This window comes from Nonomuraea rubra (assembly GCF_014207985.1).
GTDB lineage: Bacteria > Actinomycetota > Actinomycetes > Streptosporangiales > Streptosporangiaceae > Nonomuraea > Nonomuraea rubra.
In genome coordinates, this window is sequence record NZ_JACHMI010000001.1 from 3,106,038 (window position 1) to 3,119,602 (window position 13,565).

At 72.0% G+C, this 13,565-nt stretch carries 14 protein-coding genes; 7 read left to right on the forward strand and 7 right to left on the reverse strand.

All coding sequences use genetic code 11. The features are described 5' to 3' along the window. Positions 1-37 precede the first annotated feature (37 nt). The 4 genes from HD593_RS14120 to HD593_RS14135 are packed head-to-tail and all read left to right on the forward strand — an operon-like array spanning position 38 to position 3,147. Positions 38-751: an ABC transporter ATP-binding protein gene (locus tag HD593_RS14120; RefSeq protein WP_185102605.1), complete on the forward strand. Its 714-nt coding sequence runs from the start codon at positions 38-40 to the stop codon at positions 749-751. After that, positions 748-1,446: an ABC transporter permease gene (locus tag HD593_RS14125; protein WP_185102606.1), complete on the forward strand. Its 699-nt coding sequence runs from the start codon at positions 748-750 to the stop codon at positions 1,444-1,446. The genes HD593_RS14120 and HD593_RS14125 overlap by 4 nt, the downstream gene beginning before the upstream one ends. A gap of 7 nt (positions 1,447-1,453) precedes the next feature. Further along, complete coding sequence (locus HD593_RS14130; protein WP_185102607.1) at positions 1,454-2,542, forward strand: sensor histidine kinase; 1,089 nt, start codon at positions 1,454-1,456, stop codon at positions 2,540-2,542. After that, positions 2,518-3,147 carry a response regulator gene (locus HD593_RS14135; protein ID WP_312903464.1) on the forward strand — a complete coding sequence of 210 codons (630 nt, stop codon included), beginning with the start codon at positions 2,518-2,520 and terminating at the stop codon, positions 3,145-3,147. Before HD593_RS14130 ends, HD593_RS14135 begins: the two co-directional genes overlap by 25 nt. 111 nt (positions 3,148-3,258) lie before the next feature. Here the strand turns inward: HD593_RS14135 and HD593_RS14140 are convergent, their stop codons facing one another. The 6 genes from HD593_RS14140 to HD593_RS14165 form a co-directional block, all read right to left on the reverse strand. After that, positions 3,259-4,125, reverse strand: a complete 867-nt coding sequence (locus tag HD593_RS14140) for a sugar phosphate isomerase/epimerase family protein (RefSeq protein ID WP_185102608.1) — start codon at positions 4,123-4,125, stop codon at positions 3,259-3,261. Beyond that, positions 4,122-5,288 (reverse strand): dihydrodipicolinate synthase family protein, encoded by a 1,167-nt coding sequence (locus tag HD593_RS14145; protein ID WP_185102609.1) that lies wholly within the window; start codon positions 5,286-5,288, stop codon positions 4,122-4,124. Before HD593_RS14145 ends, HD593_RS14140 begins: the two co-directional genes overlap by 4 nt. Further along, on the reverse strand, positions 5,285-6,430 hold the full coding sequence (locus tag HD593_RS14150) for a Gfo/Idh/MocA family protein (protein WP_185102610.1): 1,146 nt from the start codon (positions 6,428-6,430) through the stop codon (positions 5,285-5,287). Before HD593_RS14150 ends, HD593_RS14145 begins: the two co-directional genes overlap by 4 nt. A 130-nt stretch (positions 6,431-6,560) precedes the next feature. After that, positions 6,561-7,787 carry a ribonuclease D gene (locus HD593_RS14155; protein WP_185102611.1) on the reverse strand — a complete coding sequence of 409 codons (1,227 nt, stop codon included), beginning with the start codon at positions 7,785-7,787 and terminating at the stop codon, positions 6,561-6,563. Between the two features lie 45 nt (positions 7,788-7,832). Further along, positions 7,833-8,429 carry a DUF3000 domain-containing protein gene (locus HD593_RS14160; protein ID WP_185102612.1) on the reverse strand — a complete coding sequence of 199 codons (597 nt, stop codon included), beginning with the start codon at positions 8,427-8,429 and terminating at the stop codon, positions 7,833-7,835. 60 nt (positions 8,430-8,489) lie between these two features. Then, entirely contained in the window at positions 8,490-8,711 is a 222-nt protein-coding gene (locus tag HD593_RS14165; protein ID WP_221524756.1) for a hypothetical protein, read from the reverse strand. A 304-nt stretch (positions 8,712-9,015) separates the two neighbouring features. Between HD593_RS14165 and hemE the strand changes: the two genes are divergently transcribed. Continuing rightward, positions 9,016-10,032 (forward strand): uroporphyrinogen decarboxylase, encoded by a 1,017-nt coding sequence (hemE, locus tag HD593_RS14170; RefSeq protein WP_185102613.1) that lies wholly within the window; start codon positions 9,016-9,018, stop codon positions 10,030-10,032. A 224-nt stretch (positions 10,033-10,256) separates the two neighbouring features. Here the strand turns inward: hemE and HD593_RS14175 are convergent, their stop codons facing one another. Then, the gene (locus HD593_RS14175; RefSeq protein WP_185102614.1) at positions 10,257-11,198 is read right to left on the reverse strand and encodes a DUF4349 domain-containing protein; all 942 of its coding nucleotides are present in this window, start codon (positions 11,196-11,198) and stop codon (positions 10,257-10,259) included. Positions 11,199-11,306: 108 nt separating this feature from the next. Here HD593_RS14175 and hemG point away from each other — a divergent pair, with 108 nt between their 5' ends. Beyond that, a complete protein-coding gene (gene hemG, locus HD593_RS14180) occupies positions 11,307-12,710 on the forward strand; it encodes a protoporphyrinogen oxidase (RefSeq protein ID WP_312903465.1) in 1,404 nt (467 codons plus the stop codon). A 5-nt stretch (positions 12,711-12,715) separates the two neighbouring features. Continuing rightward, a complete protein-coding gene (gene hemQ / locus HD593_RS14185) occupies positions 12,716-13,417 on the forward strand; it encodes a hydrogen peroxide-dependent heme synthase (protein ID WP_185102615.1) in 702 nt (233 codons plus the stop codon). The last annotated feature ends 148 nt before the right edge of the window (positions 13,418-13,565 follow it).

Sequence of the window (13,565 nt, forward strand, 5' to 3'; positions counted from 1 at the left end):
ATGCCGCGCGAAGCCGCCTCCCGCGAGGCTCGGAAGCATGACGGTGATCGAGGTCGAGGACCTCCACAAGACATACGGCCACAACCGCGCCGTGGACGGCGTCTCGTTCAGGGTGGACAAGGGCGAGACGTTCGGCGTGCTCGGCCACAACGGCGCGGGCAAGACCACCACGGTGGAATGCCTGTCCGGCCTGCGCAAGCCGGACTCCGGCACCGTGCGCGTGTTCGCTCAGGACCCCGCCCGCCGCCGCCGGGCCCTGGCCCAGCGCATGGGCGTGCAGCTCCAGGAGGGCGAGCTGCCCGACCGGCTCAAGGTGGCGGAGGCCATGCGGCTGTTCGCCGCCCTGTACGACCGGCCGGACGACTGGAAGGCGGTGCTGCAGCGCTGGGACCTCGGCCCCATCGCGGCCAAGGCGTACGGCGACCTGTCCGGTGGCCAGAAGCAGCGGCTCAAGCTGGCCCTGGCCCTGGTCGGCGGGCCGGAGCTGGTGGTGCTCGACGAGCTGACCACCGGCCTCGACCCGGTGGCCCGCCGCGAGACGTGGACGCTCGTCGGCGACCTCAAGGCGGCCGGCACCACGGTGGTGCTCGTGAGCCACTACATGGACGAGGCCGAGGAGCTGTGCGACCGGGTGGCCGTGTTCCGCAAGGGCAGGATCGTGGCGCTCGGCAGCCCGCGCGAGCTGACCGGCCGCACCGGGACGGACTCCCTGGAGAACGCGTACCTGGCGCTGGCGGAGGAGGGCCGATGAAGGCGTTCACGCACCTGTCGGCGTCGGAGCTGCGGCTGCTGTCGAGGGACCCGGGCACCCTGTTCTTCATGGTCGCCTTCCCGGCCATGCTGCTGCTCCTGAACGGGAGCAACGACAACCTCGAGGTCTTCGTGCCCGGCTACCTGGCGATGGTCCTGGCCATCGGCGGCGTCTCCACGCTGCCCGGCGTCATGGCGAGCTACCGCGAGCGCAAGGTGCTGCGCCGCATGGCCACCACCCCCGTCTCGCCGTTCCTGCTGCTCACCGCCCAGATCGCGGCCCAGCTCGTGATGGCGCTCGCGGGGGCCGCCATCCTCATCGGGGTGGCGGTGCTCGGGTTCAGGGTGGCGCTGCCCACGCATCCGGCCGCGCTGCTGCTGTCCTTCGTGCTGTGCGCGCTCATGTGTTACGCCATCGGCTTCGTGCTGGCCGCCCTCGCACCCCGCGCCAGGACGGCGGACCTGATGGGCCTGCTCGTCATGTTCCCGATGATCTTCCTCGCGGGTGCGGCCATCCCGCGCGAGGGCCTGCCGGGCGAGCTGCGCGAGATCGGCGAGTACCTGCCCCTCACCCACGCCGTCACCGTGCTGCGGGAGAGCTGGTTCGGCGTCCCCTCGGCGATGCCCTTCCTCATCGTTTCGGCGATAATCGTGCTCGGCACCGCCATCGCGGTCGCGCTGTTCCGCTGGGAGTGATCGGACGTTGGACGAGGCAGGCTGGCCCCGGGTCTTCCACCTGCTCTTCTACACCTGCCTCGCGATGGCGGCCACGATCGCGGCCCTGCGGGACGGCCTGGATGTCGCCGCGCTCACGCTGACGGCGCTCATGGCGGGCTGGTACGCGTTCTTCATCGTCCGCAAGCCCGCGCATCTCGAACGCCTCAACCCCATGGCCCTGCACTTCCTGGTGCTGACCGGGCTGAACTGCGCCCTCGTCATGGCCAACTCCGCCTACCAGTCGATGGTGTACGGCATGGTCGCGCTGCCCTACCTGCTGCTGCCCGGTGTCTGGGGCTACGCCGGAGCCGTGCTGCTCGTCCTGTCGAGCGTCGCCGCGACCGGAGCGTTCCAGGCCATCCCGGAGGACCCGTCCCTGCTGGCGTTCGTCGTGGGCAACATGGCGCTGACGCTCATCATGGGGCTCTTCACGAAGGACCTCGTACGGCACAGCGAGCAGAGCCGGATCGTGGGCGCGCTGGAGGAGCGGGCCAGGCTCGCCAGGGAGATCCACGACACCCTCGCCCAGGGGTTCAGCGGCATCATCGCCCAGCTCGAAGCGGCCGAGCAGGGCGGCGACGACCCCGAGGCGGTACGCAAGCGCATCGCCCAGGCCAAGCAGCTGGCCCGCGACAGCCTCAAGGAGGCCAGGCGCTCGGTCGACGCGCTGCGCCCCGAGCCGCTGGAGCGGGCCCCGCTGCACGAGGCGCTGAAGGGCGTGGCCGAGCGCTGGTCGGCGGCGACCGGCGTGACGGCGACCGTCTCGGTGGACGGCGAGCCGCGGCGGCTGCCCGAGGACGTGGAGGCCACGCTGCTGCGCGCCGCCCAGGAGGGCCTGGCGAACGTGGCCAAGCACGCCAGGGCCGGCCGTGCCGTCCTGACGCTGTCGTACATGGAGGAGGAGGTCACCCTGGACGTGCTCGACGACGGCGCGGGCTTCGACCCGGCCGGCACGGGAGGCGGCTACGGGCTGGTCGCGATGCGCGAGCGGGCCGCGCGCTCCGGCGGCACCGTCACCGTGGAGTCGGCGCTGGGAGAGGGGACCGCGTTGTGCGTGAGCATCCCCTGCGCCTGATGATCGTCGACGACCACCCCGTGGTCCGCGACGGGCTGCGCGGCATCTTCGACGGCGTGCCGGACATCGAGGTGGTGGCCGAGGCGGGCGACGGGCACGAGGCTCTCGCCCAGGCCAGGGCCGCCCGGCCGGACGTGGTGCTGATGGACCTGCGCATGCCGGGGCTCGACGGGGTCGGCGCGATCGAGCGGCTGTCCGCCGGCCATCCGGAGATCAGGGTGGTGGTGCTGACCACGTACGACACGGATGCCGACGTGTCGCGGGCGCTGGCCGCGGGGGTGGCCGGCTACCTGCTCAAGGACGCGCCGCGCGAGGAGCTGCAGGCGGCCGTGCGTACGGCGGCGGCCGGCGGCCGGGTCCTCGCCCAGCGGATCACCTCGCAGCTCATCGACGGCCTGGGCCGCAAGCCCGCGGCGGCGCCCACCCCGCGGGAGCTGGAGGTGCTCAGGCTGATCGCGCGCGGGGCCGCCAACAAGGAGGTGGCGCGGGCCCTGCTGATCAGCGAGACCACCGTGAAGACGCACCTCAAGCACGTCTTCGCCAAGCTGGGCGTGGACAACAGGGCGGCGGCCGTGGTCGCGGCGATGGAGCGACGCCTCATCTGACGCCGCTCCGTCGCGTGCGGCGCCTCATCTGACGCCGCCCCGTCGCGTGCGGTGCCTCGTCCGACGCCGCCCCGTCGCGTGCGGCGCCTCGTCCGACGCCGGTCCGTCCCGTCAGGGGAGGACGACCTCCTCGTAGCGGGCCTTCATCGTGGCCACGACCTCGTCGGGGTCGGCGGCCCAGACGTCGGCGTTGAAGATCTCCACCTCGACGTCCCCGCTGTAGCCCGCGGCCTGGACCGCCGACGTGATCGGGCGGAAGCCGATCACGCCGTCGCCCATCATGCCCCGCCCGAGCAGCACGTCCTCGGGCAGCGGGTGCAGGTAGTCGCACACCTGGTAGGAGGCGATCCGGCTGCCGGCCCGCGCGACGTCCTCGAACAGGCGCGGGTCCCACCACACGTGGAAGGTGTCCACGACGACGCCGACCTGCTCCTCCGGGTAGGGAAGGCTCAGCTCCAGCGCCTGGCCGAGCGTGGAGATCACCGCCCGGTCCGGGCAGTAGATCGGGTGCAGCGGCTCCAGCGCCAGCTTGACCCCCCTCTCCCCGGCGTACGGCGCCAGCTCCGCCAGCGCCTCGGCCACCCGCTCGCGGGCCCCGGCCAGGTCACGCGTGAAGCCGGAGGCGGGCAGCGGCTCGCCGGGCCTGACCCCCGGCAGCCCGCCCACGACCAGCACGAGGCAGGCCGCCTCCAGCTCGGCCGCCTCGTCGATGGCCCGCCTGTTGTCCTCCAGCGCCCGCGCGAAGGCCGCACGGCCGTCCTCGCCCGGCAGCCCGCCCGCGGTGAGGAAGCCGCCGCGACACAGCGACGACACCCGCAGCCCTGCCGCCCGCACGAGCTTGACGCTCTGCGCGAGCCCCGTCTCGGCGACCTTCTCCCGCCACAGCCCGATCGCCTCCAGGCCGTGCCTGACGCACCCGTCCACGGCCTCGGGCAGCGTCCACTGCCGGGTCGTCCACTGGTTCAGCGAAAGGCTCACAGGCCGTTCACCGCCAGCAGCGCCTTCATGCGGCGCACCGCCAGCTCCTGGTCGGCGAGCAGCCCGGCCTGGTCGGCCAGGCGGAACACCTCCGACAGGTGCAGCAGCGAGCGGGCCGACTGGGCGCCGTTCACCATGGCGAACGCGTCCTGGTGGCCGTTCAGCCAGGCCAGGAAGACGATGCCGGTCTTGTAGTTGTACGTCGGCGTCTCGAAGATCTTGCGCGACAGCGGGACGGTCGGCGCGAGGATCTCGTCGTACTGGGCCAGCAGCCGCTCCCTGCCCTCGTCGGTGCAGGACGCCTCGGCCGCGTCCAGCACCTGCAGCGCCGCCGCGGCGGCCGGGGCGATCGCGTCGAAGATGCCCAGCAGCGCGTGCGAGCCCGTCCTGATCAGCGACGGGTAGTTGAAGTCGTCGCCGGTGTAGAGCTTGACGCCCTCGGGCAGCGCGGCGCGCAGGCCGATCTCGTGCTCCTCGTCCAGCAGCGACACCTTCACGCCGTCCACCATCGAGGCGTTGGCGTGGATCAGCTCCAGGAACGACTCCGTGGCCGCCGCCACGTCGCGCGAGCCCCAGTAGCCGGCCAGGTTCGGGTCGAACATCTCGCCCAGCCAGTGCAGGATCACCGGCCGCTCGGCCACGCCGAACAGCTTGCCGTACACCCGGTGGTAGTCCCCGGGCCCCGAGGCGACCCGGGCGAGCTGGCGGGAGGCCATGACGATCACGCCCGCGCCGGCGGACTGCACGGTCTCGATCTGCTCGGCGTAGGCGGCGGTGATCGCGTCCAGGGTGCCGGCGTCCGGGTCGTGGTCGGTGCCCGCGCCGCAGGAGACGAGCGTGGCCGGGTCGCCGTACGAGCGGGCCTCGGCGGCGCTGCGCCGGATCAGCTCCCTGGTCGCGGCCCAGTCCAGGCCCATGTTGCGCTGCGCGGTGTCCATGGCGTCGGCGACGCGCAGGCCCAGCGACCACAGGTGGCGGCGGAAGCGCAGCGTGGCCTCCCAGTCCACGGCGGCGGGGGAGCCGGGCGTGTTGTCGCCCAGCGGGTCGGCCACCACGTGCGCGGCGGCGTACACGATGCGGCTGGTCGCCGGCCGGTCGACCGCCGGCCAGGTCGTGGGCTCGCTCAGCGGGTACGAGCCGAACCCGGGAAGCTCGATCCTCACAGCCCCGGCACCTCGATCCTGCGGCCCTCGGCGTTGGAGCGCAGCCCCAGCTCGGCCAGCTGCACGCCGCGGGCACCTGAGGCGAAGTCGTTCGGGAACGGCGCGTCCTCCAGAACGTGCCGGACGAACGCCTCCCACTGGATCTTGAACCCGTTGTCGAACTCGGCGTTGTCCGGCACCTCCTGCCAGCCGTCGCGGAAGCGCGCCGTGGCGGGCAGGTCGGGGTTCCAGACGGGCTTGGGGGTGGCGGAGCGGTGCTGGACGCGGCAGTTGCGCAGGCCCGCGACGGCACTGCCGTGCGTGCCGTCCACCTGGAACTCGACCAGCTCGTCCCGGTTCACGCGGACCGTCCAGGAGGAGTTGATCTGGGCGACGATGCCGCCCTCCAGCTCGAAGATCCCGTACGCGGCGTCGTCGGCGGTGGCCGCGTACTCCTTGCCCTGCTCGTCCACGCGGGCCGGGATGTGCGTCACGGCCCGGGCGTAGACCGAGGTGACGCGGCCGAACAGGTTCTCCATCACGTAGTGCCAGTGCGGGAACATGTCGAGCACGATGCCGCCGCCGTCCTCGGACCGGTAGTTCCACGACGGGCGCTGGGCCTCCTGCCAGTCACCCTCGAACACCCAGTAGCCGAACTCGCCGCGCACCGACAGGATGCGGCCGAAGAAGCCGCCGTCGATCAGCCGCTTCAGCTTGAGCAGGCCGGGCAGGAACAGCTTGTCCTGCACGACGCCGTTCTTGACGCCCCTGGCGGCGGCGGCCTCGGCCAGCTCGATGGCCTCCTGCGTCGACTCGGCCGTCGGCTTCTCGGCGTAGATGTGCTTGCCGGCCTCGATGGCCTTGAGCACGGCCTTGACCCGGGCGCTGGTGACCTGGGCGTCGAAGTAGATCAGGTTGCCGTCGTCGGCGAGCGCCGCGTCGAGGTCCGTGGTGAAATCCGAAATCTCATGCTTTGCTGCGATATCTGCAAGTTTGTCGGCGTTGCGGCCGACCAGTACCGGCTTGAGCTTGACCCTGGAACCGTCCGAGAGCGTCACGCCGCCCTGCTCGTTGATGGCCAGGACGGACCGGACCAGGTGCTGGCGGTAGCCCATCCGTCCGGTGACGCCGTTCATCACGACGCCGATGGTGCGCACGCTCATGAGGATCCCTTCAGGCACAACATGCGGAAAGCGCTTTCCCGAACCGTACGGCCGGGCCACCGAAGGCGTCAAGTAGCGCGAACCTCAGGTGGGCCTGCCGGACCTCCGGCCGGGGCGCCCGGTGCCCGGATCAGGACTCGCCGCGCGTCCCCAGCCTGGCCAGAGCCTTGGCGATGGGAGCGGCCGCCAGGGAGAGCTGCCACTCGCGGGCACCGAGCTCGCGCAGCCTGGCCGTCACGCTCTCCTCGGTGATCTCGGCGGGCGGCTCCCAGGTGAGCCTGCGTACGGCGTCGGGCTGCAGCAGGTTCTCCGTGGGCATGTGGTGCTCCTCGGACAGCGCGGCGACCACGGCGCGGGCCGCGGCCAGGCGCTTGGCGGCGGCCGGGTCGCGGTCGGCCCAGCGGTTGGGCGGCGGCGGGCCGTCGCCGGGCGTGCTGGGCTGGGGGAGCTGCCCGTCGGGCAGATTGCGGGCCCTGGCCACGGCGGCGAGCCAGTCGCTCATGTGCCTTCGCGCGCTTCGCCCGGTGAATGCCGAAATTTCGGTCAACGCCTTCTTGGTGCGGGGTCCCTCCAGCGCGGCGGTGACGATCGCCGCGTCGGGCAGCACCCGCCCGGGGGCGAGATCGGCCTCGCGGGCGATGCGGTCGCGCATGTTCCACAGCTCGCGCACGATCGCCAGCGCGCGCACGTTCCGCACCTTGTGGATGCCCGACGTGCGCCGCCACGGGTCGGAGCGCGGCGCGGGCGGCGGGGTGCCGAGCACGGCCGCGAACTCCTCGCGCGCCCACTCCAGCTTGCCGGACTCCATCAGCTCCTGGTGCAGCACGTCGCGCAGCTCGACCAGCACCTCCACGTCGAGCGCGGCGTAGCGCAGCCAGTCTTCCGGCAGCGGCCTGGTGGACCAGTCGGCCGCCGAGTGGCCCTTCTCCAGCCGCAGCCCGAGCACGGTCTCCACCATCGTGCCCAGCCCGACCCGCTCGTAGCCGAGCAGCCGCCCGGCCAGCTCGGTGTCGAACATCACCCGCGGCTTGAACCCCACCTCCATGAGGCACGGCAGGTCCTGCGAGGCGGCGTGCAGCACGATCTCCGCGTCGGCCACGGCCTCGTCGAGCGCCGACAGGTCGGGGCACCCGATCGGATCGATCAGCGCCGTGCCGGCACCGGCCCGGCGCAGCTGCACGAGATAGGCCCGGTTGCCGTAGCGGTAGCCGGAGGCCCGCTCCGCGTCCACCGCGACGGGACCGCTGCCGGCGGCGAACCTCGCCACCACCTCCGCCAGCCCGGCGGCGTCGGCGATGACCGCGGGTATGCCGTCACGCGGCTCCAGCAGCGGCTCCACTGTGCGTTCTTCTGTCATGAGCTCACCGACCTCATGACGCTGGTGCTGTCTTGACTGGTGCCCTCACTTCGTTCGGTCACTCTCCGGATCATCACGTCGGCGGGGCAGGGCGGCCACGTCGGGGGGAAGCGGCGGCATGCCCGCCGCCAGGCACATGAGGTCGCACCACGCGGCGACATGGCCGGACAGGTCCTCCTGCGCGGGTGACCACGACGCCCGCAGCTCGAGCTCCGTCGTGACCGGGTCGTCGGCCTTGTTGCCGAACCCCTCGGACACGGCTCTTGTCACGGTACCGCCAGCGGCGGAGTAGTCGGCTTGATGCGCGTCGAGAGCCTCGGTCAGCCAGCTCCACGCGACCGGCCCGAGCAGCGGGTCGGAGGTGATCTCCGGCTCCATGTCGGCCCTGACGTAGGCCACCAGCCGGAACGGGCCCTCCCATCCGCGCTGGCCGTCGGGGTCGTAGAGCAGGATCAGCCGGCCGACCGCGAGCTCGTCGTCGTCGCGGTAGACCGACGCGCCGATGGCGGCCGAGTAGGGGGCCAGCCGCTGCGGCGCGGGCAGGTCCTCGAGCTCGATCTCCGGCCTGACCTCGGCCCGCCGCAGGCTCTCCGCGGCGCGCGTGAACGCGGCCGGAGGCGGTGGCTGGTCACCGAGTGTCATAGCGGAAGCGTAGGTCGAAGACGGGCGGAAGGGGACCACGGGGGTGCTCATCCTTCGTGATCAAGCCGATGCCGTAACGAGCTGGCGGGCCGGGCGGATGGTCTCGGCGGCCGCGAGCATGACCGCGTGACCGCAGTCGACGCAGGCCCACTCGGGGCACTGGCCCGGCTCGTGCCCCTCCGCGCACGGCGGCTGCTCGAACGCCCGCTCCTCGGCGCAGGAAGGGCAGCGCTCACTGCGGCGCTCTGGGGAACTCCACAACGCGGTCATCGCACGAGTCATCGAACCGGGGCCTTTCTTCGGGTCGTGGCTCCGACGTTGGCACGAGCCGCTGACAATTCCCCGCAACGCGCTCGGCGTGTCCCGAAAGTGGTCGCTGAATCGATGCCGCGCGGTGGCTTGGGGAACATTTGGCCCAGTCGAGACCGGCTCTCTGGCCGGACATGGGGTGTGTTCGACCCGTGTGCGGTGCCGATGCCGAGCAGACCGGTAAACCTTCATCTGGCTATCTGATCATGATTTGGGGTGTCCAATGCATCTTTTTCCGACACCCCGGGCCTATGCCCGCAGCCACTACCCTGGTGAGGTGAACCTCGCCGACTCAGCCTTCCTGCGTGCCTGCCGCCGCCAGCCCGTCCCGCACACCCCTGTCTGGTACATGCGCCAGGCCGGGCGGTCACTGCCGGAATACCTGAAGGTCCGCGAGGGCGTGCCGATGCTCACCGCGTGCGCGACGCCCGACCTCATCGTCGAGATCACCATGCAGCCCGTCCGCCGCTACGGCGTCGACGCGGCCATCTTCTTCAGCGACATCGTGGTCCCGCTCAAGGCCATCGGCGTCGACCTCGACATCAAGCCGGGCGTCGGCCCCGTCGTCGCCGACCCGATCCGCGACGCCCAGGGCCTGGAGGCACTGCGGCCGCTGGAGCCCGGCGACGTGCCGTACGTCACCGAGTCGATCCAGGCGCTCACCGGGGAGCTCGGCGGCACCCCGCTGATCGGCTTCGCCGGCGCGCCGTTCACGCTCGGCTCGTACCTCATCGAGGGCGGCCCCTCCAAGAACCACGACCGCACCAAGGCCATGATGTACGGCGAGCCGCAGCTGTGGCACCAGCTCATGGAGCGGCTGACGGACATCGTGGCCGAGCACCTGCGCATCCAGATCGCGGCCGGGGCGTCGGCCGTGCAGCTGTTCGACTCGTGGGTGGGGGCGGTGGCGCCCGGCGACTACCGCGAGCTCATCCTGCCGTACACGCGGCGCATCTTCGAGAGCGTGGCCGACGTGCCGCGCATCCACTTCGGGGTGGGCACGGGAGAGCTGCTCGGCGTGCTCGGCGAGGCGGGCGCCGACGTGGTGGGCGTCGACTGGCGGGTGCCGCTCGACGAGGCCGCGCGGCGGGTCGGGCCAGGCAAGGCGCTGCAGGGCAACCTCGACCCGGCGATCCTGCTCGCGCCGTGGGAGGTCGTCGAGCGCAAGGCGCGCGAAGTGCTGCGCCGTGGGGAGTCGGCCGAGGGGCACGTGTTCAACCTGGGGCACGGCGTGCTGCCCTCGACCGACCCGGATCAGCTCAAGCGCCTGACCGACCTCGTCCACGAGCACTGACCCCCGCAGAAGACAAGGTCGCAAGCACAAGGTCGCAAGCACAAGGTCGCAAGCACAAGGTCGCAAGCACAAGGTCGCAAGCACAAGGTCACAAGCTACAAGCCTCTTTGGGAACCCCCACGGGCCGGCCGCCGTCATGCGTGTCGGAGACCCGCTGCGCTCGCCGTAGTTCTCACATCCGGTCCGGCCGCGTGGTGGTGGCCGCCCGTCCTGGCTTCCGGTTCTCAGGCGGGTTCGGTGTCGGGGGTGGGCTGCGTGGGGGCCGGCGGGCGGCGGCGGTCGCGGCGGACCAGCCAGACCACCAGGGCGATCAGGGGGAGTGAGACGACCACCCAGGGGAGCAGTGCGCCGATCAGCGTCAGGGCCGTCTTCGTGAACGAGACCAGGGCCTGCCAGCCCGCCTTGAGGCCGCCGAGGAAGCCGGCGGGCTCGTCGGCCGGGTCCTCGACCACCGTCACCGGGCCCACCAGCCGCAACGTCAGCGTGGCCATGGCGGTCTGCGTGGCCAGCTCCTTCTGCTGGGCCTGCAACGACTCCAGGTCGGCCTCCCGGGAGGAGATCTCCCGCTCGACGTCCAGCACCTGGCCGATCGTGTCCGCCCGCTTCAGCAGCTCGCGCAGCGACTCCAGCGACTGCTGCGCCGACTTCAGCCGGCTCTCGACGTCGGCCACCTTCAGCGTGACGTCCTGGGCGTTCTGGTTGAGCGACAGCTGCTTGCCCAGCTCGCCGCCGAGCCGCTTCTGCACCTCGGCGTACTTGGCGGTGGGGATCTTGAACTCCAGCAGGGCGGACGCCTCGGTGTCGCCCGAGGAGTTGCTCTCCTCCTGCGACAGGTAGCCGCCGGCCTCGGTGACGATCTGCTTGGCCTGCTGGACGGCAGGGGTCACCTTATCGGCCCGCACGGTCATGCTGCCGGTGTAGATGACCTGCCGCGCCTGCTGGGCCGGTTCGACGCCAGAGACGACCCCGCCCGCCTGGCTCTGGCGGGTCCGCTGGGCCTGGGGCTCCTTGACCTGGCTCTCGTCCCGGGCGGCGCTCTCGGCAACCGGATGGGGCGCGGAGGCCGGTGCCGCGCCGGAGTTGAGGGATGCGCCGCCACCGCAGGCGGTCAGTAACACGGCCGAGCAGGCCGCCGTGAGAGCGAGGCCGTACCGGAATCTCGTCATGCCCCTTATGACGGGTGGCGCACCGCCCCGGTTTGACAGGGGGAATCACGGTACGGTCACGTGCCCCGCGCGGCTGGCCGAGCCGTTGAGGCGGTAGCGTCAGGAGGCGTGGAAGGGAATCGGGCGCACGTGGTCATCGTCGGCGCGGGGATCTCCGGCCTCGCCGCCGCGTGGTATCTCCGCCAGGGCGCGGGCGATCACGTCAGGGTGACGGTCCTGGAGGGGGCGCCGCGCATCGGCGGCAAGCTGCACGCCTCCGAGGTCGCCGGGGTGAGCGTCGACGCGGGCGCCGAGTCCATGCTGGCCAGGCGGCCCGAGGGGAAGGAGCTGGCCAGAGCCGTCGGTCTCGGCGACGACCTGGTCTTCCCCGGCACGCTGAGCTCGGCCGTCTACAGCAGGGGCGAGCTGCGCCACCTGCCCAAGGGCCAGGTGATGGGCGTGCCGTCCGACCTGACCGAGCTGGCCAAGTCGGGCATCGTGTCGCCGGGCGGCCTGCTGCGCGTGCCGCTCGACCAGATCCTGCCGCCGACCCTCGTCCGCACCGACGTGTCCGTCGCCGCCTACATCCGCGCCAGGATGGGTGGCGAGGTCGTGGACCGGCTGGTCGAGCCGCTGCTCGGCGGCGTCTACGCCGGCCGGGCCGACATGCTGTCGCTGGAGGCCACGATGCCGCGCGTGGCGGCGGTGGCCCGCTCCGAGCGCTCGCTGCTGAGCGCCGCCAGGCACCTCGTCGCGGAGACGCCCAAGGACGCGGGGCCGGTCTTCACCTCCCTGCGCGGCGGCGTCGGCACCCTGCCCGAGGCCGTCGCCAAGGCGTCGGAGGCGGACGTCAGGACCGGCGTCACCGTCCGCGAGCTGCACCGCACCGAGGCCGGCTGGCGGCTGGTCACCGGCCCCGTGCCGCGTCCGGAGGTGATCGAGGCCGACGCGGTGATCCTGGCCACGCCGGGGCCCGCCACCAGCCGGCTGCTCAAGCAGGAGGTGCCGAAGGCCGCCGCCGAGCTGGCCAGGATCCAGTACGCGAGCATGGCCGTCGTCACGCTGGCCTACCCCGTGGACGCCTTCCCCGAGCAGCCCGCCACCAGCGGCTACCTCGTGCCGCCCGTGGAGGGGCGGCCGGTCAAGGCCGTCACGTTCAGCTCGGTGAAGTGGCCCCACCTGACCAAGGACCTGGTCATCCTGCGCTGCTCCATCGGCAGGATCGGCGAGGAGCACCTGCTCCAGCGCGACGACGCCGAGCTGGTGTCGCTGGCCACGGCCGAGATGGGCGACGTCATGGGCGTGCGCGGGCTGCCGATCGACACCCGGGTGACGCGGTGGGGCGGCGGGCTGCCGCAGTACAACGTGGGTCACCTCGACCGGGTGGCCAGGGTGCGGGCCGCGGTGTCGGTCGAGCCCGGCCTGGCGGTGTGCGGGGCGGCCTACGACGGCATCGGCATCCCCGCCTGCGTCGGAACGGCGCGCACGGCCGCCGCCCGGATTATGGACCACCTCACCAGGCGAGGACAATAGTCACCATGACAGAGGGCGCTCCGCGGCCGAAGGCCCGCGATCTCAACCAGGTGATCCGTTACACGATGTGGTCGGTCTTCCAGGTGACCGAGCCGTGTCCTGGCGACCGCGACGGGCTCGCGGCCGAGGTCCAGGAGCTGCTCGACCAGGCCGCCGGCAAGGACGTCGTGACCAGGGGGGTCTACGACGTGGCCGGGCTGCGGGCCGACGCCGACTTCATGTTCTGGTGGCACGCGCCCACGCCCGAGGACCTCCAGGACGTGTACGCCAGGTTCCGCCGCACCCGGCTGGGCCGGCACACCAGGCCCGTGTGGTCGGCGATGGCGCTGCACCGGCCCGCCGAGTTCAACAAGTCGCACATCCCGGCCTTCCTCGCCGAGGAGGAGCCGCGGGCGTACGTGAGCGTCTACCCGTTCGTGCGCTCCTACGAGTGGTACCTGCTGGAGGATTCCGAGCGGCGGGCCATGCTCGCCGAGCACGGCAGGATGGCGCGCGACTATCCCGACGTGCGGGCCAACACGGTGGCGTGCTTCTCGCTCAACGACTACGAGTGGATGCTGGCGTTCGAGGCCGACGAGCTGCACCGGATCGTCGACCTCATGCGTACGCTGCGGGGGGCGCAGGCCCGCCGGCACACCCGGGTCGAGATCCCGTTCTACACCGGGGCGCGCAAGCCGCTGCCGGAGCTCGTCGCCGCCCTTCCGTAACACCTCGCAGACGACCGCTCGACGGGGCGCCCGGCCGCTTGGGGCCGGGCGCCCCGTCGTGTTCCCCGCTCCCAGCGGGCGATTCCCGTGCCTTGTGAACGTTCCAAGGCGGGTGGGCGTCTAGGGAACGGGCCTATTGCGGGGAGGT